This is a genomic window from Streptomyces sp. NPDC031100 (genome assembly GCF_055570785.1).
The window spans coordinates 402239-422692 of record NZ_JBVIGN010000007.1; the positions used below are offsets into that span (position 1 = coordinate 402239).

Sequence of the window (20454 nt, forward strand, 5' to 3'; positions counted from 1 at the left end):
CGAATTTCGCCCAGGACTTACCTACGACCCCGCTCCCTCACTCCGACAGGAGGGCCGTATTCCGTCTTCGACGCCTATCAGCGTGACGCGGCCATGCTGGACCCAACGACGGGCGTCTTCTTACCATCGACCAGCGACACCTTCGTCAGGGTATCTCTCGTGCAGACGTAGGCGATTTTCGATTCGATGTCGATGGCCAGCCCATAGGGTAAGTCGAGGCCGGTGGCCACAACTTGGGGCGGCGCCGAGACGGCTGTGGACATAGCGATCTCCATGAGACGTGCGCCGAATTGCGGGCGGACCGAATTGCAACCGCTTCTTGTTTGGGTTCAGGAAAGTTCGGCACCAGATCTGCCGGGTTCCATGGCGATGGGGTCTTCCCGGCGCGCCGACGATCATTCCCGGCCAGCAGACGTCCCACAGACCAAAGTAGGTCCCGCATATGCCCCCTGCAAATCGGGGAGCCTTAGGAGTTCTAACAGAATGATCGGGAGCATGGCGCGGAGTGACCCCCTCAACGGATCGGGCGCAGGACGGCTGTGTAGTCCTCTCCGCCATACAGGGACTCATAACGGATCTTGAGTATGAGCCGCCGATTGATCAGGTCCTCGACCTCGGCATGGTTCTGCGGGTCGTAGCTCGCGACACTCAACAAGTACTGTTCGTAATCGGTGGCGATGACCTCTCCGCGGTTGAAGGTCACAGCGGATGGGCGCACCGACAGGCGGTCACGGACGTGGTCGACACTGGGCGCGTTCCAGGCGCCGATCACTTCGTCATCGACGGTGAGCGTGCTGTCGACGATGACCGCCGGTCCAAGTCCGGAGTTGATGAGCCGGATCCCTGCTCTGCCTCCCGTCGGCCAGCCCCGGTGTAGCTGGAGTATCGGGCGCACCGAGTGGCGGTTGTGCTGCCGCATGGCGTGCGTCTGATAGACCGAGACGACCAACGACGCGACAGCAATCACGACCGCGCATATCGCAGTGACGGTCTCTGCGTTCATCCCATCCCCCTGGTGACGTCTCCTCACTCGGACGGTATCCGAACCGATCATCGTGACCCAGCCCGACCTTCACCAGTTGGCCAGGTCATGGGGGCGTCGCCTTGGGTCGTGTCGGATGAACTGTGGGAGCGGATCGAACCGCTGTCGCCGAGGAGGGAGCGGCGGTTCCGGTATCCAGGCCGCAAACCACTGCCGGACCGGGAGGTGCTGTGCGGAATCCTGTACGTGCTGCACACCGGGATCCAGTGGGAGTACCTGCCCAAGGAGCTGGGCTTCGGCTCGGGCATGACGTGCTGGCGGCGGCTGCGGGACTGGAACGAGGCCGGAGTCTGTCAGCGGCTACACGAGGTTCTGCTCGCCGAGCTGAACGCCGTAGCCCGGCTTGACTGGTCCCGCTGTGTGGTCGACTCCTCCCACGTCAGGGCCCCAAAAGGGGGACCCACACGGGCCCGGCGGCAGGCCCCGCCGCAAGCCGCAGTTCGTCTTCGCCGACCGCGGCGACCAGGACGTCTACCGCGACCAAGTCCGAGCCCGCCGGATTGTGCCCGTCATAACCCGCCGCGGCACACCCCACGGCAGCGGACTGGGTGTCTATCGCTGGGTGGTCGAGCGCACCTTCGCCTGGCTGCACGGCTTCGGGCGCCTACGGGTCCGCTGGGGACGCCGAGCCGACATCCACGAAGCGTTCCTCGAACGCCACCTCGGGGACCGCTAGCCTCTGCTCTGACCCTTCACTGGGTTCCATCTGTGGAATCTGCTCGATCTCGCCCCCTGTCAAGGGGACTTCGGAACACGGTGCGAGGCTCGACCATCCAAACTCGATTGAGGCGGTTCTCTCCCCTTTGTCCGCAGTCACTGTCACGTCGACCTGGGTGACCGGATCCCGCGACCGGTTCATCAGGTGTAGCCGCCATGCAGACAGGTGAGAGCAGTCCTCAACCCAGTAGGAGACATGCGCGACTTGATCACGAGCTGAACGCTCACCCTCTTCACGCGACTGATTCAGCTGATCCTTCGACACTTCCGCCCCGTAGTACGCGGCGATGGCAGTACCTACGAGACCTCCGATCGCCGCAGTGGCACCGACGACAGCCCCCAACTGAGCCCACGGAATGCGGTACCACCAGCGCCGCGCGCCCGGTCGATGCAGACCTCGTACGCGATCAGGCCTAGGTCGTTGCCGTGCCAACCTGGGCCCCCCGCCCGGCCTTCTGCACACCTACCCGCGTCTCGGGAGAACTCCGTGATACTGACCGTGATGAGCCAGAACGCCCAGATCGGCGCCTCCACGGACGGGCGGTGGGAGGGCCTGGTCAGCATCGTCCACGACGTGAGCCCGGACCTCCTGCTCCTGCAGGAGGCCGGCAGGTCGAACAGCCATTTCAGTGGTGCGGCGCCGATACGGCGGCGGGGGCCAGCGCGCTCGCCGACGGCGCGGCGAGGGACAGACCGGCCAGCGCGCCGGTGAGCTTGCGCCATACGCCGGCTATCCCACCTCCGGGAACAGGCACGCGGCCAGCATCAGGTAGACGACCACACAGGACGGCAGATCCCGCAGCCGCGACTGAACCCGGCCGGCGGCCTTCAGGGCCTGGTCGACCATCTCGAAGGGTATGAGCTGGGTGAGCTCACCGATGTGGCCAGGCGCGAAGCGGCCCCCGGCCACACGGACAGTACGGGTGATGACAGACTGGGTATCCAACGGAGTTCCTGCACGGTGATCTTGGCCGACACCGTTCTACCAGGGACTCCGTTGCTCATCTCAGCCCACTCGACGACCTCGCCCAGCCGCAAACTTCACGGCCGCGGTACTAGCTGCCCGAGTGCGTCGAGCGCAACGGCTCGCGTCGTTTCGGTCATGCTCTCCTCCTGGTTGGCTCGTCGCCGTGAGACATATGGCCGGCGGAGGTTCTCGTCACGGGGATCAGCCGGGCAGAAGATCGCGTGCCGGTTGTTTCAGCGCGGTTCGGACGAACTGGGCCGCGCGGTCGAGCGCCAGTGCGCCCTCGTCCAGGATCGGCGCGAAGCCCTGGAAGACGTGTGGCACTTCCGCGGTGATGTCGAGGATGACCGAGACGTCGGCGGCTGCCAGGCGGGAGGCGAGCCGGATGGAGTCGTCGAGCAGTGTTTCGTGCGTTCCGACCTGCACGAGAGTGGGCGGCACCCCGTGCAGGCCGTCGAACAGCGGGCTGTGCTCCCGCGCCGCGGCAGCACCTTCGCCGGCGTAGTCGAGCACGCGCCGGGCGAGTGCTTCCCGATTCACCGCGACGTCCACGGACGCCCGCGTTGTCATCGAGTCGCCGGCCAAGGTCAAGTCGATCCAGGGCGACAGGAACACCGCGCCCGCCGGTACGGGCCGGTTTCCCGCCACCAGTGACGTGAGCAGTCTCAGTGCCACCCCGCCTCCGGCGGACTCCCCGATCACGATCAGTTCGTCGGCGCCGACACCCGAGTCCAGCAGCGCTTCATAACACGTCGCGGCATCGGTCGCCGCGGCCGGTGCCGGGTGCTCCGGCGCAAGCCGGTAATCCACCGTGACGACCCGCAGTCCCGATCGCCGGGCGATCTGGGTCACCAAGCCCAAGGAGCTGTCCGCCGAACCCAGAGCGAACGCGCCGCCGTGGAAGTAGAGCGCGGTGCCGACCGGTTGCGGCGCACCGCTGATCGTGACCGACAGTGCGGCGACGCCCGCCAGGTCGAGCTTCTCGACGATGGCGTCGGCGGGCACCGGCTGCGAGCTGAGGATCTGTTCGAACAGCGGCCGTTGGACGTCGAGATCGCCACCCAGGTCGAGCGGCGAGTTCCGCCGGAGTTCGCGGACCTGCTCGCGTTGCTCACGAGTCATGCTGTCACCTGCCTGGTTCCGAAGCCGGTGCGGTGTGGAAGTTCGACCGGGCTGAGGACGACGGTGCGCTTGTTCGTCATGATCGCGCCTCCGCCGACTTGACGTGCTGCGCTACCAGTGCCGAAAACTCTTCGGGCTCGTCGATCGGAACGATGTGGCCGGCGTTGGGTAGCAGGCTCGCCGTCAACTTCTCGGTAAACGGAGCGAGTTGACGCGCGGTGCCCTCGCCGACCGCGCCTCCGCCGATCGTGAGCACCGGAAGTGTGAACACGTTGTGCGTCACCCACGAGGAGATCCAGCCCGCGTTCGCGGGCATCGCACGGTAATGCTCGAAAGCGGCCCGCAAGGACTCCCGCCCACGGTACGCCTCGACGATCCGGGCGGTCAGCGCCTCCGAGAGCCCGCGGCGGCTTCCGCCGTCGAGGAAGAACCGGATGTAGTGGTCTTCCCGTCCCTCCAGCAGGTCCTCGGCGAACCCGCCCGGAGCCGAGTGGAGCCCGAACCACCAGGGCGCGCCGTTCGCCGTGAAGGATTCGGCGCCGGGCAGTGTGCCGATCATCGCCTCACTCAGCGTCAGGCTGGACACCCGGTGCGCGTGGGTCGCGGCCAACGCGAACGCCGGTGCGGCGCCGAGGTCGATGCCGACGACGTGCGCCCGGTCGATGTCAAGCGCGTCGAGGACCCCGACCAGATCCCCGGCGAGCTCGGTCGCCAGGTAACCGCCGGCCGCTCGGTCGCTGTCGCCCAGACCGCGTAGATCCGGCGCGACGACACGAAGCCCGGCCGCCGTCAGCAGCGCCGCGACTTCGGACCAGATCGCCCGCGTGTGCGGAAAACCGTGCAGCAGCAGGACCGCGGGGCCCTCACCCGCCACCTCGACCGCGAGGCGGACGCCGTTCACCGAGATGTACCGCGCTCGGGCGTCCGCCAGGTAGGCAATCAACATCGTTCATCTCATCCAGCCGGTTACTATCAGATACCAGGCGAACATAGGAGACCGACCGTGGACGTTCAAGGAGGCACTTCCCGGAAACCTGGTCACCCCGGGGTAACCCCTCACCGCGGCGACCTCTTCGATGCGGCCTGCCCCACCAGGCAGCTGCTCGACCGGGTCGGCACGAAATGGACGACAATGCTCGTCCTGACCCTCGACCAGACCGATGGCGAACTTCGTTTCACCGAACTCAAGCGAGCCATGACCGGGATCTCCCAGAAGATGCTGACGCAGACCCTCAGGTCACTCGAACGGGATGGCCTCGTCACCCGCCGGGTCGAGCCTTCCGTTCCGCCACGGGTGTTCTACGGGCTCACCGTGCGTGGAAAGTCGTTGGCACAACCCCTGTCACAGTTGCGAGAGTGGGCAGAGACGCACATGCCACAGATTCAGCTCGATCAGAACGCATTCGACCGTTCACTCTGAGCGCAGGGCTGGTCCACGACCGGCCAGGCCGGCGATGAGCAAGGTCGTTGGGCATGTCCGATGGGTCCCATGACAGGTCTGGCGATGGATCCGTAAGTGAGAACGAGGTGGGAGAACAAGCTCAGCGCGTGAGCACGCACCCAGCCGCGACGCCGAGCCAGAGCATGGCTCCGAAGAACAGGCCGACGATCGGATACAGGCGGTACTTCCGGGTGAATACCCTTGCGCGTTTCGGCCTTTCGGGCAGGTAGGCGACCGGTACATGGGTTCCGAGGGCCAGCCCCGTCCCCGTCGTGGCGGGCCGGAACCTGACGGGTCGGCCCTGCCGGTCGGTGAACTCGATGACGGGCTTCGAATAGTCGTCCCCCGGCTCATGCTTCTGGTCCACCACCACCCCCTCGGCGCGCAGCCCGTAGCGGCTCAGCCGCATCTGCAGCCGTGCCTCCCGGGCGCCGGCCCACAGACTCGCCAGGCCCGCCAATACGGCCAGCCCGATACCGATCGTTTCACCCGTCATCCGTCCCCTGCTCACCCTCGCACAGCGCCCGCCCGGCACGGGTCGCGCATCAGGAGGACGCGGCACGCAGCCCGATGGTTCAAGGTGCGTGGGCACACCGGCTCCTCGGCCTTACCTGGTGGTGGCGGGGCCACGAGGGCCGGTAGCCGCCTTCGCCGTGTTTACGTCCGAAAATCCAGGACAACCGCGCTGACTGTCCGCTGCGGCCGACCGCGTACCTCGACGTGGCCGACCGACAGAGGTACGCGGGGATATCCGGCCCGCTCGCAGATGTCGTCGAACGTATCTTGCCCCGCGCCCTCCGCATCGCCGGAGCCCGACGGTGGGCATATCACGCGCGCAGAACACAATCGTGATCGACATCGCTTCGGCCGACAAGCGCACAACGGACGAGACGAAACCCACCTGGCGTACTAGGCAGGCCAGTTCGCCACCCAGTACGCCCGCGCCCGCACACCCTGCAGCAGCAGCCGGGCCGCCGCCGCGGCCACCTCGCCCGCCAGGCCGGAGCCGGAAGAGGGCCCGGTCCTGAAACAGCGGGAGCAAACTCACCGGCGCCCAAGCGCCAGTATGTCCCCGGGCCAGGCCCTTCACGAAGGCGACCGCACCACACCCGCGCCACGGCCTCGGGATGCGGCAGGCTCCAACGGCTGCGACCGTGGGTGATGAGGTCACCCATATGGGCGAGACGGACGGGAGGCGGCCATGATCACGGCGCACCCTTCGCTCCTGCGAGAGCTGGTCGAACGCTGTGAAACGCTCCGGCGCCGCCTGGCCGCTGACCACAGCGCCGAGACCGCCCGCCAGCTTGAGGACGCCGCCTACACACTGTGTGTGATCACTGGCACCCGCCAGCTGGGCACGGCGCTGTCCGTCGCCCGCCGGCAGATGACCGATGCCATGAAACGAGAACAGCCACTCCGCCACTGAAATGCGGGGGGCACCGCTCGGGGCACTCAGACGCCTTCCCAGGCAACGGGGGACTTCCAGACATCCTTGAGCGAAGGAGACTCAACCATGACTGAAGGCAGGGTTGAGGTCTGGTACTCGGAGGCGGGTCAGGGGTTCATCCGGGACGATGCAGGCGGCGGGCTGGACTTTTCCTTGGATGACCTCTTGAACCCCGACGAGTCCCTGACTTTGCGCCAAGGGGACAGGGTCAAATACAGAGTCGAGGAAGGCACGCACGCGACCGCAGTCGAGAAGGCTTGACCCCACCGCGCGACGGATCGCCGGGCACCGTCACCCGAGGGAATCATCACCGCACAGACCAACGGACGCTCGTCTGGGGCTCACGACACGTCCGTTACTGTAGGTAACGGCGCAAAGCGTGCGTGCCAGGAGAGGAGCCGGCCGTCGGATCCCGGCTCACCGTGCGCAGCCGACATCCAGTATTTCGACCACATTGCCGTGAGCCGTGTAGATGAGCAGCCGAGGGCGGCATCGACGTCAGCTGAGAAGGTTTTATGCCTGCGCTTGTGCCACGGCGTCGGCAGCGTTGCGTTGGCTCATGACAACGCAGAGTGTGTACGCAGCGTCGTCGAGGCGCGGTGGCCGAGAGGGCTCGCCGGATCGCGCAGCAGACTGGCTCGTGCGCACCGATAGGCGTGAAGTGCTGCGGCGATGGTTCTGGCGTGGGGTATCACCGTCTTCCTGTCCACACCTCCCTGTGCCGGGCGCATCGGCCGTCACACGACACGGCAGGAGGGGAGAGCGGCACCTCAGAGGGGGCTGCCGTGCGACGGCTCTGCGGCACACACCGAGTGTCAGGACTCGGTGATCTCGATGTGCCGCGGCTTGGCGGCCTGCGCCTTCGGCACGGTGACGGTCAGCACGCCCTCGTGCAGGCTCGCGTTGACCTCCTCCGCCTTCACATCGGCCGGCAGCAGGGCCTGGTACTGGAAACGGCCGGTGCGGCGGGTGCTGCGGCGCAGGACGCCTGCACGCTCCCGCTCCTTGTACTCCCCGGTGATACGCAGTTCCCGCTCGCTCATCTCGATGTCGATGTCGTCCCGCTTGATCCCGGGCAGTTCCGCCTCGATCACGTAGGCGTCGTCGGTCTCCCGCATGTCGGCAGCAGGCGACCATGCCAGCGCAGCGGGAGCGGTGGCGGCGGCACCCTCGAACAGTCGGTTCATGCGCTCGAACATATCCTCGAACTCGGCGGCGATGGGTCCGCTCCATCTGAAGCCGGAGAACGGCCTCTCCAACAGGCTTCCGGTCCGGTGTCGTACAGGCAGGGTCATCGCGGTTCACCTCCCGCGAGTGGGCCATTGGGGTCACTCTCCATGGTGCGCGTCCCTGCCAAGTGGGGCGACTCAACAGCACCAAGCGCCCCATCCGCTCCGCCTGCGACCGCCAGGAGCGGTCCGCCCACCGAAGCGGATGCCTGGGTGAGCCGCGGCATACTGGCTGTGTGGGAGCCCACGGGCGGGAACATCGGTGGCGCGTCCGCAGCCGCGTCGCGCAACGCCGACGGACCGGTGACCGGGGAACGTTCACCCAGCGATCTGTGTCTTTCGCACGGGACAGAGAACGATGCGTACGTACAGCACTCCGCAAGCTGCCGAAACAGCTGTTGCGGCCGTGGACGCGCAGGGCGTTGTGACTGCGTGGAGTCGCGGTGCCCGGCTGCTCCTCGGATACGCGCCGGGTGAGGTCGTAGGGAGCCGGGCCTCAGCGTTTCTGGTCGGCGATCTTCCCGAGGCCGCCAGGCAGAGCGTTATGCGGCGGCAGGCATGGATGGGGCGGGTCGTACTGCGCGACCAGGCAGGTCACCCGCTGGAGGCCGATCTGTGGGCTTGGCCGCTCATGGATGCCGAGCAGCACGTCGAATGGGTCCTCCTGGCCGAACTCCCGCAGGCAGGCGACGGCGCCGACCTGATTCTGCAGCGCAGCCTGCTCCAGCATCACCGGCCCACCCAGACGGCCGTAGAGACGAGGACGCGCTACCTGCCGGCCGATCCTCACGCCGGCGTCGGCGGCGACTGGTTCGACGTCATCCCGCTGTCCGGGGCCCGCGTCGCCCTGGTCGTCGGCGACGTCGTGGGACACGGCATCCACGCCTCCGCCACCATGGGGCGGCTGCGCACCGCGGTGCGCACCCTCGCCGATGTCGACCTGGCTCCCGACGAACTGCTCACGCAGCTCGACGATCTCATCCTCGAAGAGATCGAAGAGGGCATCGAGACGGTCGGTGAAGTCGGCGCCACCTGCCTGTACGCCGTCTACGACCCGGTCTCCGCACACTGCACCATGGCCAGCGCAGGCCACCTCGCCCCGGCTCTCGTCACTCCTGACGGATCGGTGTGCTTCGTCTCCGTGGCGCCCGGCCCACCGCTGGGAGTGGGCGGCCTGCCGTTCGAAGCCGCCGACATCCAGCTGCCCGAAGGCAGCCTGCTCGTCCTGTACACCAACGGACTGGTCGGAACCGCCCGCCGCGACATCGACGCCGCACAGCAGACGCTTCTGCACAGCCTGACGCCGCCAGCGCCCTCACTCGAGGCAACCTGCGACCGCGTCGTGGAGGCGCTCCTGCCTGACCGCCCGGATGACGACGCCGCCCTGCTCGTCGCACGCACCCACATCATGGGGTCCACCCACGTGGCCTCCTGGAACCTGCCCGCCGACCCGGCCATCGTCGCCACCGCCCGCCGGCGGGCCGAGCGCCAGCTCTCGGTCTGGGGACTCAAGGACGCCGCTCCCACCACCGAGCTGATCGTCAGCGAACTGGTCACCAACGCCATCCGCCACGCCCAGCCCCCGATCCAGCTGCGGCTCATCCACGACACCGCCCTGATCTGCGAGGTCTCCGACGCCAGCAGCACGACCCCGCACCTGCGCCGGGCCCGCGCCCTGGACGAGGGCGGCCGCGGCCTCTTCCTGGTGGGCCAGCTCGCCGAACGTTGGGGGACCCGCCACACACCCACCGGAAAGACCGTCTGGGCCGAACAGCCCCCGCCTCTACGACCCCGGCCCCAGCCGCAGCACCCCCTCGCGCCACAGGCTCTCCTCCCAGACACCCGCACGACGGTGAGGAACAACCGGCGAGCGGAACGCTTCACACCGACCGCCGGCTGCGCCGAGCACGGGGTTCCTGCATGAGGCGTCGGCAGGGCGCCTGTGATGGACGCAAGAGCAGATAAGTAAAGCGGAGGGGGGCGACAACAATCTCGTATCCGAAGCACTCCGATGACATGACCGCGCATCCCGAGATGGCGGAGATGCGGGAGCGGCTCGAACGGACCGCCTCCACCGGCAGGGCGATCGCCCTTGAAGGACTGATCGTTCTGGCCGGTGTGTATGCCGCGGTCTCACCGTGGGTCGTCCACTTCGCGGGTCAACCGAACGTCGCCGTCAACAACCTGATCGTCGGCATCACCGTCGGCCTGGTCGGGTTCGGTCTGACCCTTGTCCCAGAGCGGATGTTCCGACTCGCATAGACGCTCGTGCCCCTGGGTGTCTGGCTTCTGATCTCCCCCTGGGTGGTCACCGCCGCACACGGCGCACGGGCCGACATCATCTGGAACAACTGCTGGCTCGGTGCTGTCGTCATGGTGCTGGGTCTTGCAGCCATGGGCCTCACCATCGGCGTCACCCGTCGGGCCCACCGGTGAAGGCACGGGGCGTGCCGTGCTCCGCTCGCGGGTGCGGGAGCGTGCCCGCGGGCGTCAGTCCGTCTCGGGCCGGACCCGTTCCCACTCCTCGTCGCCGAGTTCCGCCCTCAGCGGGTCGCTGGCGGTGCGCTCCGGCTCCTCGTCGTGCGTGGCGCCAGGCTCCCGGCCGTCCCCGCACCGAGGGGCGAAACGGTCGCCTTCGCACCCATCAGGGCTGGACATGCGTACACCTCACAGGTTCAAGCCACAGGTCGCCAGGGAGGGAGTAACCACGCGCACCTGACTTCGTTAGCTCTCGATCGCCTTTTCAGTGCCTCGGACCGGGCGAGCCTCGTGGTGTGCGAGCCAGGCGGAGACCGCCTCGCGCTCCCGTCGTGCCGCGCTGGCCGCGGCGGCCGCCTTGAAGGCATTGTTCCGGGCACGGGTATGGCTGTGGCGGTCGATCTCACGCAGGCCGCTGGCGGCCTGCGTCCCTACGACACGCATCAGATCGCGAACAGCTCCGACTGACAGCATGCGCAACGCCAACTCCTCCGCGACCGTGTTGCGGCAGCGCCGCCCGTGAACCATCAGAACTTTCCGGCACGAACCTAGCGACACACGGACATAGCTGCCCGTCGGTGGACCCGTATGCGCCGGAAAACGCCCACCAGACGGCCCACCGCTACTCGAACTCGACCGGACCAGTGATGCCGCACTCGCCGGCGCCTTCCACGATGGTGGTGTCGTCCTTGGTGACTAGCTGTATTGACCCGCAGGGTTGTTCACGCGGGTGATGGGTGGCTGGCCGCCGAGTGCGGTGTGGCAGCGGTGGTGGTTGTAGGTGTGGAGGAAGTCTGCCAGGGCTTCCGTCCGTTCGGTGTTGCTGGTGTAGGGCCGCAGGTAGGCCCATTCGTCGAGCAGGGTGCGGTTGAAGCGTTCGACCTTGCCGTTGGTCTGCGGCCGGTAGGCGCGGCGTCACGTACGGCTACCCGGGACCAGGCGGCTGACGCCCAGCCGCCCAGCCGGTCGCGGAGCCACAGCCCGGCTGCGAGTTACGGACAGACACTGAGCAGGTCCGTCGTCGAGCAAGGCCGGCCCGATCAGATCGAGGGTCGGGGAGGACCGCGCCGGGACGACGGCGGCCGCTTGATCGGCACAACGGGCCGGACTGGGGGACTGAGCATTTCGTCCTCTTGTTCCGCGTCGTCGTGGGGCGCTTCGCCATGTCTCGCGAGCAGGTTTCTCGCAGGAGAGGGCGGCCCGGTGACCTCGACGTGGGCCGGACGCAGGAGTTGGTCACCGAGCCGGTAGCCGGGTCGCAGGATCTCTGTACAGATGAGCCGGTCGGTGTCTGGGGAGACGTGATGGACCACGGCCTCGTGCCGGGCGGGGTCGAAGGGGTCGCCCTCCTTGCCGAACGCCTCCAGGCCAAGGGATCCCAGCTGCGTCCGGAGGGTGTCGGTGATGTCCTGCAGTCCCGGGGTCATGGGCTCGTGCGCGCAGGTGCGGTCGACGGCGTCCAGGGCGGGCAGGATGGCTCGCAGGACGTTGGCCACGGCGATCTGACGTACGGCCATGCGATCCCGGTGCATCCGCTTGCGGTAGTTGTCGTACTCGGCCTTCACCCGCTGCAGGTCCTCCGTGCGTTCCTCCAGCAGACGCCGCAGCCGGTCGGGGTCGGTGTTCTGCAGCCGGCCGTTGTCCATCGTCAGCCCGCCTTCCCCTTCTCGTCGTCGACGATCTCGGCGTCCACCACCTCGTCGTCCGATCCCGAGGCGCCCGGAGCCTGCGCGCCCGTGGGCTGCTCGGCGCGCGACTGCTCGTACAGTGCCGTGCCGATCTTCTGAGCCGCCTCGGCCGCACGCTCCATGGCCTGGCGGATCGCCGCGGTGTCCTCGCCCTTGAGCTTCTCCTTCAGGTCGGCCAGCGCCGCCTCGGTCTCGCTCTTCGCGTCTGCCGGGATCTTGTCGGGGTTGTCCTGGATGAGCTTTTCCGTCGAGTAGACGAGCTGCTCGGCCTGGTTGCGGGTCTCCGCCGCCTCCCGGCGCCTGCGGTCCTCCTCCGCGTGCTGCTCCGCCTCCCGTACCATGCGGTCGATGTCGTCCTTGGGCAGGGCGGAACCGCCGGTGACGGTCATCTTCTGTTCCTTGCCGGTGCCCAGGTCCTTGGCGGAGACGTGCATGATGCCGTTGGCGTCGATGTCGAAGGCGACCTCGATCTGCGGCACGCCGCGCGGGGCCGGCGGCAGACCGGTCAGCTCGAACATGCCGAGCTTCTTGTTGTACGCGGCGATGTCGCGCTCGCCCTGGTAGACCTGCACGGTGACCGACGGCTGGTTGTCCTCGGCGGTGGTGAAGATCTCCGAACGGCGGGTCGGGATCGTGGTGTTGCGCTCGATCAGCTTGGTCATGATGCCGCCCTTGGTCTCGATGCCGAGGGACAGCGGGGTGACGTCGAGCAGCAGGACGTCCTTGACCTCGCCCTTGAGGACACCGGCCTGGAGCGAGGCGCCGACGGCGACGACCTCGTCGGGGTTGACGCCCTTGTGCGGGTCCTTGCCGGTCAGCTCCCTGACCAGGTCGGTGACCGCCGGCATCCGCGTCGAACCGCCCACCAGGATCACGTGGTTGATGTCGGACACCTTGATCCCGGCATCCTTGATCGCGTTGTGGAAGGGCCCCTTGCACCGCTCCAGCAGGTCGGACGTCAGCTGCTGGAACTGGGCGCGCGTGAGTTTCTCGTCCAGGTGCAGCGGCCCCTCGGCGGAGGCGGTGATGTAGGGCAGGTTGACGTTGGTCTCCGACGAGCTGGACAGCTCGATCTTGGCCTTCTCCGCCGCCTCGCGCAGTCGCTGAACGGCCATCTTGTCCTTGGACAGGTCGACGCCGTAGTGGTTCTTGAACTGCGTGGCCAGGTGGTCGACGATCCGCTGGTCCCAGTCGTCACCTCCCAGGTGCGTGTCGCCGTTGGTGGCCTTCACCTCGATGACGCCCTCGCCCATCTCCAGCAACGAAACGTCGAAGGTGCCGCCACCCAGGTCGAAGACGAGGACGGTCTGGTCGTTCTCCTTGTCCAGGCCGTAGGCCAGCGCAGCCGCCGTCGGCTCGTTGATGATCCGCAGGACGTTCAGGCCCGCGATCTCCCCGGCTTCCTTGGTCGCCTGACGCTGGGCGTCGTCGAAGTACGCGGGCACGGTGACGACGGCGTCGGTGACGTCCTCGCCCAGGTATCCCTCCGCGTCCCGCTTCAGCTTCTGCAGCACCCGGGCGGATACCTCCTGCGCGGTGTACCGCTTGCCATCGATGTCACCGTGATCCGGGAACCGCCACGCATGGTCCCCCATGTGCCGCTTGACCGAGCGGGCGGTGCGCTCCACGTTGGTCACCGCCTGCCGCTTGGCGACCTCGCCCACGAGAACTTCGCCGTTCTTGGCGAACGCCACGACCGACGGCGTGGTCCGCGCTCCCTCCGTGTTGGTGATGACGGTGGGCTCGCCGCCCTCCAGGACCGAGACCACCGAGTTCGTCGTACCGAGGTCAATACCGACCGGACGCGCCATCTGGAATCTCCCTCCTCGTCCAGGCCCTGCTGGCCAGGGCCTCGTTCACCTGTGGGGCTCCCATCGGACCGGTCCCGCGCGCAACGGCGGTTCGGGGGCTGTGGTGCCGAGTACGACGACGAATCTGCGGGGCGGCCGGGGCGGTGCCGGAGCCCGAGGGGACTCGGCCGGGCTGCGGTATGTCCGCTCGTACGTCTGGTCATAGGCCGCGCGCCGAAGGGGATCGCGCAGCGTCTCATACGCCGAGCGCAGCCGCCCGAACCGTTCCGCCGTGACCGAATCCACCCGGGTGTCGGGGCGCAGCTCCCGCACCTGACGCCGGAAGGCGGAGATGATCACCTCGACCGTGGCCGAGGGCTCCACCCCCAGCACCTCATACAGGTCCGGCACCTCCATCCAGGCCACCTCCTCGACCGCTGTGAGCTGCGACTTCGGACCAACTTGCCTATAAGTCTGGATAAAACTTGAGCGCCCTCTTGTCAAGTCTGACGGAACGAGGTATAGGGATTGTCGAAGGCACTCCGGGCTCCCGGAGCCCGGACCGGCGAAGTGCCAACGAACCGGTTCCCACCAGGCGAAAGGAGCTGAACGATGGTGCTCATCCGCACGGACCCCTTCCGGGACCTCGACCGGCTCACCCAGCAGATGTTCGGCACCCTCGCCCGGCCGGCCCCCATGCCGATGGATGCCTACCAGAGCGGGGACGCCTTCATCGTCCACTTCGACCTGCCCGGCGTCGACCCGGACACCGTCGATCTCAACGTCGAGCGCAACGTCCTGACCGTACGGGCGGAGCGACTCGGCCCGGACGCCAAGGAAGCCGACCTGCTCGTGGCCGAGCGGCCGCACGGCGTCTTCAGCCGCCAGCTCTTCCTGGGCGAGTCGCTCGATCTGGAGCAGATCAGCGCGAAGTACGACGCGGGCGTGCTCACCCTGCACATCCCGGTGACGGAGGAGGCCAAGCCGCGCCGCATCGAGATCAGCCGGGGAGACGCAGAAGCCAAGCAGATCACGAGCTGACCGCCGCGAAGAGATGAGCGACAGAAAGGAGGGACGAACCGTACAGGTACCCAGGACATGCAGTAAGGCCGCCGCACGTGCTGCAGCGCCGCCCGTGCGGCGGCCCGACGACGGGCATCGAGCGGCGGGAGGCGGAGAGGATCATGGCTCTGTTCCTGGCGTCGCACTGGGAGGACGGCTGGGCCGTGACGGAGATCAAGGGGGAACTCGACAGCACGACCGCCCACCAGCTGCGTGACTTCGTGGCAGACGTGACCGGGCGGCACAAGCATTCCCTCAACCTGATCGCCGACCTGTCCGAGTTGACCTACGCCGATGTCGACGGACTGAGCACCCTCATGTCCATCCGCACCCTGCTGCACGAGGACCAAGGGGAGCTGCGGCTGGTCTGTCCCGAAGGGCGGGTGGCGCGGATCCTCCGAGTCAGCAGGATCACCCGGGTCATTCCCCTCTACCCCACGCTCGCCGCAGCCCTCGCCGCACCACGAGCCGTATCCCCTGACCAGACAGGAGGTGCCGGGCAGTGATCACAGAACTTGCCGTCGAACGTGTCGAGTTCACCTGCGGCATGTGCTGGCACCGCTGGAGCGTCGACTACGACGTCCAACGCTACCGGGACGCCCTCGACGCCTAATGGGAGTACTTCTACCGGGACAACACACCCGTCCCCTCCCCCTACACCCCAGATGGCGCCCCACCCTGCGAACGCTGCGGCCGGCGCTGGGTCGGACGGCTGGTGGCACGTCGCCCCATCCCTGTGTCCGGCGACGTCGGCGCACTCCGCAGCCGCGTCCCGGCCGAGGGGACCCACCGTCCCGAGCGCCACGCAGCGCCTCTGCTGAGGGCGAGTGGTCATCCCCAGCCCGAGCCCGACCAACGAGCGGCTCTGCCGTCGCAGGAACGACTGTGATCCACGCGGCTGCGCACAGGCCGTGGATCTCCTCGCTCGCACCGGCGGTGCGCGTTGTGGGCGGAGCCATCGGCTGATGCGGCTCTGGTGCGGCCGAGGACACGGGGGATCGCCCGGCCCTTGTCCGGCCGTCCGCAGCCAGAGGGACAGCCGACGATCGACGCCGCGTGGAGGACCCCGACCATGCAGTGGTTCACCAACCCCGACTACTGGTTGAGCAGGCTGGTCTTCCAGCGGGGCCTCGCCGCGCTCTACGCTGTGGCCTTCGTCAGTTCCGCCCTGCAGTTCCGGGCGCTGATCGGCGAGCGGGGACTGCTGCCTGTTCCGCGGTTCGTGGCGTCCGTGCCCTTCCGGCGGGCACCGAGCATCTTCCAGTGGTATTACTCGGACCGCTTCTTCGCTCTCGTCGCCTGGACCGGCGCGCTGCTGTCCGCCGCTGTCGCGGCGGGTGCGGCGGACCTGGTGCCGCTGTGGGCCGCGATGCTGATGTGGGTCACCCTGTGGGCGCTGTATCTGTCCATCGTCAACGTGGGGCAGACCTGGTACGGCTTCATGTGGGAGATGCTCCTGCTGGAGGCCGGCTTCCTCGCGATCTTCCTCGGCAACGACGAGGTCGCCCCGCCGGTGCTCGTGCTCGGGCTGCTGATCTGGCTGCTGTTCCGGCTGGAGTTCGGCGCGGGGCTGATCAAGCTGCGCGGCGACCGCTGCTGGCGTGACCTGACCTGCCTGTACTACCACCACGAGACCCAGCCGATGCCTGGTCCCCTCAGCTGGTTCTTCCACCACCTGCCCCGCCCGGTGCACCGGGCAGAGGTCGCGGCCAACCACCTCGCGCAACTGGGCGCCCCGCTCGCCCTGTTCGCCCCGCAGCCCGTGGCCAGCTGGGCGGCAGCCTTCATCGTCGTCACCCAGTTGTGGCTGGTGGCGTCCGGCAACTTCGCCTGGCTGAACTGGCTGGCCATCCTGCTCGCCGTGTCCGCGATCGACGACGTGCGCGCCGCACACCTTCTGCCCCTGCCCAAGCAGCCACCGGCCTTCGAAACGACGCCGGCCTGGTACATGGGCCTGGTGCTCGCCATGACCGCCCTGGTCGCCGTCCTCAGCTACTGGCCGGTCCGCAACCTGTTCTCCCGCCACCAGCGGATGAACGCCTCCTTCAACCCGCTGCACCTGGTCAACACCTACGGGGCGTTCGGCAGCGTCAGCCGCGTCCGCTACGAGGTGGTGATCGAGGGAACCGACGAGGCGGACCTCACCGAAGAGACGCAGTGGAAGGAGTACGAGTTCAAGGGCAAGCCCGGCGACAGACGGCGGCTGCCGCCGCAGGTGGCGCCCTACCACCTGCGGCTCGACTGGCTGATGTGGTTCGCCGCGCTCTCGCCCGCGTACGCCACCGAATGGTTCGTGGCCCTCCTCGTCCGCCTCCTGGACAACGACGCCCCCACCGTACGGCTCCTGCGCCGCAATCCCTTCCCCGCTGCCCCGCCCACCTTCCTGCGCGCCCGCCTCTACGCCTACCGCTTCACCACATGGCCAGAACTCCTGCGGACCGGCGCATGGTGGCAGCGAACCCTGGTGCAGGACTACCTGCCACCCGTCACACGTGCAGAGGACACCGAGCCCCGCTCACCGGCCACCTCACGGCTCCCGCACTGAATTCCAGGAAGGGAGGAGGGTACAAAGCTGAATGCCAGGGATATAGAGCGCGGGAACTTGAATACGATGCAGCGTCCCGGGACGACATGCTGGTGGCCTGCGGCATCGACTTGCCTCCGTGAAGGGCAAGGACAGCGGTCCTCAGCAAACCGTCGACATCCCTGAGTTCGAGCGCCGGCAGCGCGGTGATCGGTGATGGATGTCCGCTGCTCGAGACCGCGTCCCTGGCCGCCGACCTGCAGCAGATCTGCCTCAACGCCTCCGACAGTGATCCGAGGAGAAGAGATCATGAAAGCAGAGCGCGACATCCCGCCTGTGGATGAAGGCGGCCGTTCCACGCCCGGACGGCGAGCCTGGTAGCCGCAGCCGGTGCGCGGGAGAGGCGCGAAGGGGTGCCGTTCGGGGGCGCGTGTTCGGGGACGTGCTGCGGTGGTCAGTGGCGGCGAGGCTGGCGCGCAGGGGCCGTGGGTAGGAAGAACCCCTTCCGTGATCCGCGAACGCTTCCCCCTATCCGTCCTCAGGAAGGACTGCCGCATGTCGCTGGTCGCCAGGGCCGAGGGCCCATGAGTCATTCGTGAGACAAGTGGCACGCGGGTGGCGCGTGCGCGGTCCGCGCGCTACTGGAAGCCGGTGCCGATTGCGGGACTCAGGGGTAGGCAGGGGGCAGTGGCGGTCCGAGTCTCCCCGGAGGATGCATGATGCGTGGGCGTGGTGCGGTGGTGGCGCTGAGTTCCCTGGTCCTGGTGGGGTGTTCGCTGGTGTGGGCTCCTGCCGGTCAGGCCCGCGCCGAGGGGGACGGGGGTGTCACGTGCTCGGGCAGCAGGACGACCGTGTACGACCCACCCCTGACCCTCCTCCCGCGGCCGGTCCACGTCCACTCGGACGACCAGTACACCTGCGCTGTCGCGCCCGGCCGGACCGTAGCGGCCACTGGGTCCGTCGACTCGGATTCGTCCGGACTGTCTTGCCTCGGAGGCGGCGGCGCGCGCACGGTGGAGACCGTCCGGTACGCCGATCACCACCGCTCGCAGATCGTCTACGACGACGCCACCGTCCTGCACCTCACGGGCGTCACCCTCACCAGACTGTCGGGACGGGTCGTCGATGGCCGCGGGGAAGGACGGGCCGCGCAGAGGACTGTGCTCGCAATGCCCAGTCAGCTGCCCACGGACTGCCTGACCTCCGGCCTGCGGAGCAGCAGCGGCGGGGTGCAGCTGGAGATCCAGCCGTGACGGCCGGAGCCCGCAGTGCTGATGTGGTGATGGTCGGCAACGGGGTGCTGGGACTGTCCGTGGCGGTGGAGGTCGCACGGCAGTCACCGGGGCTGCGTGTGGTGGTCGTGGGGCCGCCGGGCCGGCCGATGGCGGCCACGCCCGCGGCAGGGGCGATGCTGAACTGCTTCGGCGAAGTCACCCGCTACACCGCCCGCCATCCCGCCGCGCTGGCCCGTTTCGCCCTGGCCCGCCGGGCGCTGGACGCATGGCCGCAGTGGCTGGAGATGCTCGCCGACACCGCCGACGCCCCCGCCGGCCGTACCCTGCTGGCCTCGCATGCCCAGGGCACCTACGTCCTCCTCGGGGGCCGGTCGGGAGCGGTGGCGACCGACAATTTCCAGGCGATGCGACGAGCCCTGGCCGACCACGGTGAGCCCCACGAGATGGTCGACCCCCGGGACGTGGAGGGCCTGGCACCCCGCAGCCAGGCCCGTCCGCTGCTCGTCCTGCGTCTGGAGCGCGAGGGCTTCGTCGACGCCCGTGTCCTCCTGGCCGCCTTGGAATCGGCCGCCCTCAACCTGGGCGTGCGCATGGTGCCGGGCACCGCACGCGAGCTGCTGGCCGGCGCCGGGGCGGTGACCGGGGTGCGGCTGGCGGACGACAGTACGCTGTCCGCCGGGACCGTCGTCCTGGCCGCGGGCGCCACCAGCGGCTCCCTGGCCGACGGCGTCCTGCCCCCGGGCGCGGTGCCACCTATGCTCTACGGCACCGGCGTGTCCGTGCAGGTGTCCCGCACTGTCACCAGCGGGCCCGGACCGCGCCACGTCCTGCGCACCCCCAACCGCGCCGCCACCTGCGGCATCCACGTCATCCCCCTGGCCACGCCCGGCCACCACTACATCGGCGCCACCAACCTCATCACCACCACCCCCATCACCGGACCCGAACTCGGCTCCACCCACACCCTCATGCGCGAGGCATGCGAGCAGATCGACCACACCCTGGCCTTCGGCCGCATCCAGCACCTGATGTCAGGCTCCCGTCCCATCCCGCTGGACTGCTTCCCCCTCCTGGGTACGTGCTCCCTGTCCGGTCTCGTCTTCGCCACCGGCACCTATCGCGACGGCTTCCACTACTCACCCGTCGTCGCCCGCCACCTGGCCGCGACACTGCTCGGGTCCGACGGGGGCGATGCCGAGCAGGACACCGACACCGCTGCGGACATGGCCCACTTCGCCCCCGAACGGCTGCCGATCCAGATCATGACCCGCGCGGAGGCGATCGCCGACGCCGTCCAGCACACGGTGGACACCATCCAGGAACAAGGCATGCACATGCCGTTCTGGCTCGACTGCACCCCCATGGAGGACTGGGTGCGCGGACAGGTCGAGAACCTCTACGGCCGGCTCGGCGACGGCGCCATCCTGGCACCGGAGCTCGTCTATCCCCAGTTCCTCGCCCCGAAGTCCACCGACGACACCCACGCCCTCGACCGCGTGACGGCCTACCTGGGCAAGGCACGCGCCCACCACGGCACCGGCCTCGGCCTTCACCCCAACGCCGCTTCCTGACCGGGTCTTGCGGGCTCCTGGGGGGGGGGGGGGGGGGGGGGGGGGGGAAGAGGGGGGGGGGGGGGGGGGTCTTCGCCTGCCGGAGGGGAGAAGCCGTTCGCGCACACCCCCAAGGGAGATGGAGGAGTGACCGGCGGAGAG

The 20454-nt window shown here is 68.3% G+C and carries 23 protein-coding genes and 4 pseudogenes; 13 read left to right on the plus strand and 14 right to left on the minus strand.

Going from position 1 to position 20454, the window contains the following annotated elements:
- Nucleotides 1-77: 77 nt before the first annotated feature.
- Nucleotides 78-263, minus strand: a complete 186-nt coding sequence (locus tag ACZ5DS_RS22240; RefSeq protein ID WP_468241167.1) for a hypothetical protein — start codon at nucleotides 261-263, stop codon at nucleotides 78-80.
- 251 nt (nucleotides 264-514) lie between these two features.
- The gene (locus ACZ5DS_RS22245; protein WP_468241170.1) at nucleotides 515-1003 is read right to left on the minus strand and encodes a hypothetical protein; all 489 of its coding nucleotides are present in this window, start codon (nucleotides 1001-1003) and stop codon (nucleotides 515-517) included.
- 87 nt (nucleotides 1004-1090) lie between these two features.
- On the opposite strand from ACZ5DS_RS22245, the pseudogene ACZ5DS_RS22250 reads away from it, so the two are divergent.
- Nucleotides 1091-1718: pseudogene (locus ACZ5DS_RS22250) on the plus strand (transposase).
- Between the two features lie 667 nt (nucleotides 1719-2385).
- Here the strand turns inward: ACZ5DS_RS22250 and ACZ5DS_RS22255 are convergent.
- The 4 genes from ACZ5DS_RS22255 to ACZ5DS_RS22270 form a co-directional block, all read right to left on the minus strand.
- Nucleotides 2386-2514, minus strand: coding sequence for a hypothetical protein (locus tag ACZ5DS_RS22255; protein WP_468241172.1), 129 nt, complete (start codon nucleotides 2512-2514; stop codon nucleotides 2386-2388).
- Nucleotides 2490-2705 carry a transposase domain-containing protein gene (locus tag ACZ5DS_RS22260; protein WP_468241174.1) on the minus strand — a complete coding sequence of 72 codons (216 nt, stop codon included), beginning with the start codon at nucleotides 2703-2705 and terminating at the stop codon, nucleotides 2490-2492. Before ACZ5DS_RS22260 ends, ACZ5DS_RS22255 begins: the two co-directional genes overlap by 25 nt.
- Before the next feature lie 222 nt (nucleotides 2706-2927).
- The gene (locus ACZ5DS_RS22265) at nucleotides 2928-3731 is read right to left on the minus strand and encodes an alpha/beta hydrolase (RefSeq protein ID WP_468241177.1); all 804 of its coding nucleotides are present in this window, start codon (nucleotides 3729-3731) and stop codon (nucleotides 2928-2930) included.
- Between the two features lie 193 nt (nucleotides 3732-3924).
- Complete coding sequence (locus ACZ5DS_RS22270; RefSeq protein WP_468241179.1) at nucleotides 3925-4794, minus strand: alpha/beta fold hydrolase; 870 nt, start codon at nucleotides 4792-4794, stop codon at nucleotides 3925-3927.
- Between the two features lie 57 nt (nucleotides 4795-4851).
- Between ACZ5DS_RS22270 and ACZ5DS_RS22275 the strand changes: the two genes are divergently transcribed.
- The gene (locus ACZ5DS_RS22275; RefSeq protein WP_468241181.1) at nucleotides 4852-5268 is read left to right on the plus strand and encodes a winged helix-turn-helix transcriptional regulator; all 417 of its coding nucleotides are present in this window, start codon (nucleotides 4852-4854) and stop codon (nucleotides 5266-5268) included.
- Nucleotides 5269-5389: 121 nt separating this feature from the next.
- Here ACZ5DS_RS22275 and ACZ5DS_RS22280 read toward each other — a convergent pair whose 3' ends face one another.
- Nucleotides 5390-5785 carry a DUF3592 domain-containing protein gene (locus tag ACZ5DS_RS22280; RefSeq protein ID WP_468241184.1) on the minus strand — a complete coding sequence of 132 codons (396 nt, stop codon included), beginning with the start codon at nucleotides 5783-5785 and terminating at the stop codon, nucleotides 5390-5392.
- A gap of 705 nt (nucleotides 5786-6490) precedes the next feature.
- On the opposite strand from ACZ5DS_RS22280, the gene ACZ5DS_RS22285 reads away from it, so the two are divergent.
- Both ACZ5DS_RS22285 and ACZ5DS_RS22290 read left to right on the plus strand, forming a co-directional pair.
- Nucleotides 6491-6715 carry a DUF5133 domain-containing protein gene (locus ACZ5DS_RS22285; protein ID WP_468241186.1) on the plus strand — a complete coding sequence of 75 codons (225 nt, stop codon included), beginning with the start codon at nucleotides 6491-6493 and terminating at the stop codon, nucleotides 6713-6715.
- 87 nt (nucleotides 6716-6802) lie between these two features.
- On the plus strand, nucleotides 6803-6997 hold the full coding sequence (locus ACZ5DS_RS22290) for a cold-shock protein (protein WP_468241188.1): 195 nt from the start codon (nucleotides 6803-6805) through the stop codon (nucleotides 6995-6997).
- 252 nt (nucleotides 6998-7249) lie between these two features.
- On the opposite strand, the gene ACZ5DS_RS22295 is transcribed toward ACZ5DS_RS22290, so the two are convergent.
- Complete coding sequence (locus tag ACZ5DS_RS22295) at nucleotides 7250-7543, minus strand: DUF5133 domain-containing protein (protein ID WP_468241190.1); 294 nt, start codon at nucleotides 7541-7543, stop codon at nucleotides 7250-7252.
- 8 nt (nucleotides 7544-7551) lie between these two features.
- Nucleotides 7552-7923, minus strand: coding sequence for an Hsp20/alpha crystallin family protein (locus tag ACZ5DS_RS22300; protein ID WP_468241192.1), 372 nt, complete (start codon nucleotides 7921-7923; stop codon nucleotides 7552-7554).
- Nucleotides 7924-8323: 400 nt separating this feature from the next.
- Here ACZ5DS_RS22300 and ACZ5DS_RS22305 point away from each other — a divergent pair.
- The 4 genes and pseudogenes from ACZ5DS_RS22305 to ACZ5DS_RS22320 all read left to right on the plus strand — a co-directional run.
- Nucleotides 8324-8614 (plus strand): annotated as a pseudogene (locus ACZ5DS_RS22305) (PAS domain-containing protein); the annotation flags it as partial.
- Nucleotides 8615-8665: 51 nt separating this feature from the next.
- A pseudogene (locus ACZ5DS_RS22310) lies at nucleotides 8666-9748 on the plus strand (SpoIIE family protein phosphatase); the annotation flags it as partial.
- Nucleotides 9749-9981: 233 nt separating this feature from the next.
- The gene (locus tag ACZ5DS_RS22315; protein WP_468241195.1) at nucleotides 9982-10227 is read left to right on the plus strand and encodes an SPW repeat protein; all 246 of its coding nucleotides are present in this window, start codon (nucleotides 9982-9984) and stop codon (nucleotides 10225-10227) included.
- 6 nt (nucleotides 10228-10233) lie between these two features.
- On the plus strand, nucleotides 10234-10401 hold the full coding sequence (locus ACZ5DS_RS22320; protein ID WP_468241197.1) for a hypothetical protein: 168 nt from the start codon (nucleotides 10234-10236) through the stop codon (nucleotides 10399-10401).
- 54 nt (nucleotides 10402-10455) lie between these two features.
- Here the strand turns inward: ACZ5DS_RS22320 and ACZ5DS_RS22325 are convergent, their stop codons facing one another.
- From ACZ5DS_RS22325 to ACZ5DS_RS22345, 5 genes and pseudogenes are all read right to left on the minus strand, one after another.
- Nucleotides 10456-10623 carry a hypothetical protein gene (locus ACZ5DS_RS22325; protein ID WP_468241200.1) on the minus strand — a complete coding sequence of 56 codons (168 nt, stop codon included), beginning with the start codon at nucleotides 10621-10623 and terminating at the stop codon, nucleotides 10456-10458.
- Nucleotides 10624-11139: 516 nt separating this feature from the next.
- A pseudogene (locus ACZ5DS_RS22330) lies at nucleotides 11140-11355 on the minus strand (integrase core domain-containing protein); the annotation flags it as partial.
- Nucleotides 11356-11483: 128 nt separating this feature from the next.
- Nucleotides 11484-12089 (minus strand): nucleotide exchange factor GrpE, encoded by a 606-nt coding sequence (gene grpE / locus ACZ5DS_RS22335; protein WP_468241202.1) that lies wholly within the window; start codon nucleotides 12087-12089, stop codon nucleotides 11484-11486.
- Between the two features lie 2 nt (nucleotides 12090-12091).
- On the minus strand, nucleotides 12092-13942 hold the full coding sequence (gene dnaK, locus ACZ5DS_RS22340; protein WP_468241204.1) for a molecular chaperone DnaK: 1851 nt from the start codon (nucleotides 13940-13942) through the stop codon (nucleotides 12092-12094).
- A 45-nt stretch (nucleotides 13943-13987) separates the two neighbouring features.
- Complete coding sequence (locus ACZ5DS_RS22345) at nucleotides 13988-14338, minus strand: J domain-containing protein (protein ID WP_468241207.1); 351 nt, start codon at nucleotides 14336-14338, stop codon at nucleotides 13988-13990.
- Between the two features lie 195 nt (nucleotides 14339-14533).
- Here ACZ5DS_RS22345 and ACZ5DS_RS22350 point away from each other — a divergent pair, with 195 nt between their 5' ends.
- The 5 genes from ACZ5DS_RS22350 to ACZ5DS_RS22370 all read left to right on the plus strand — a co-directional run bounded on the left by ACZ5DS_RS22350 (nucleotide 14534) and on the right by ACZ5DS_RS22370 (nucleotide 20313).
- Nucleotides 14534-14962, plus strand: coding sequence for an Hsp20/alpha crystallin family protein (locus tag ACZ5DS_RS22350; RefSeq protein ID WP_468241209.1), 429 nt, complete (start codon nucleotides 14534-14536; stop codon nucleotides 14960-14962).
- 143 nt (nucleotides 14963-15105) lie between these two features.
- The gene (locus tag ACZ5DS_RS22355; protein WP_468241211.1) at nucleotides 15106-15489 is read left to right on the plus strand and encodes an STAS domain-containing protein; all 384 of its coding nucleotides are present in this window, start codon (nucleotides 15106-15108) and stop codon (nucleotides 15487-15489) included.
- Nucleotides 15490-16055: 566 nt separating this feature from the next.
- Nucleotides 16056-17528 (plus strand): lipase maturation factor family protein, encoded by a 1473-nt coding sequence (locus ACZ5DS_RS22360; RefSeq protein WP_468241213.1) that lies wholly within the window; start codon nucleotides 16056-16058, stop codon nucleotides 17526-17528.
- 695 nt (nucleotides 17529-18223) lie between these two features.
- A complete protein-coding gene (locus ACZ5DS_RS22365) occupies nucleotides 18224-18760 on the plus strand; it encodes a hypothetical protein (RefSeq protein ID WP_468241216.1) in 537 nt (178 codons plus the stop codon).
- Nucleotides 18757-20313, plus strand: coding sequence for an NAD(P)/FAD-dependent oxidoreductase (locus tag ACZ5DS_RS22370; protein WP_468241218.1), 1557 nt, complete (start codon nucleotides 18757-18759; stop codon nucleotides 20311-20313). Before ACZ5DS_RS22365 ends, ACZ5DS_RS22370 begins: the two co-directional genes overlap by 4 nt.
- Nucleotides 20314-20454 lie beyond the last annotated feature (141 nt).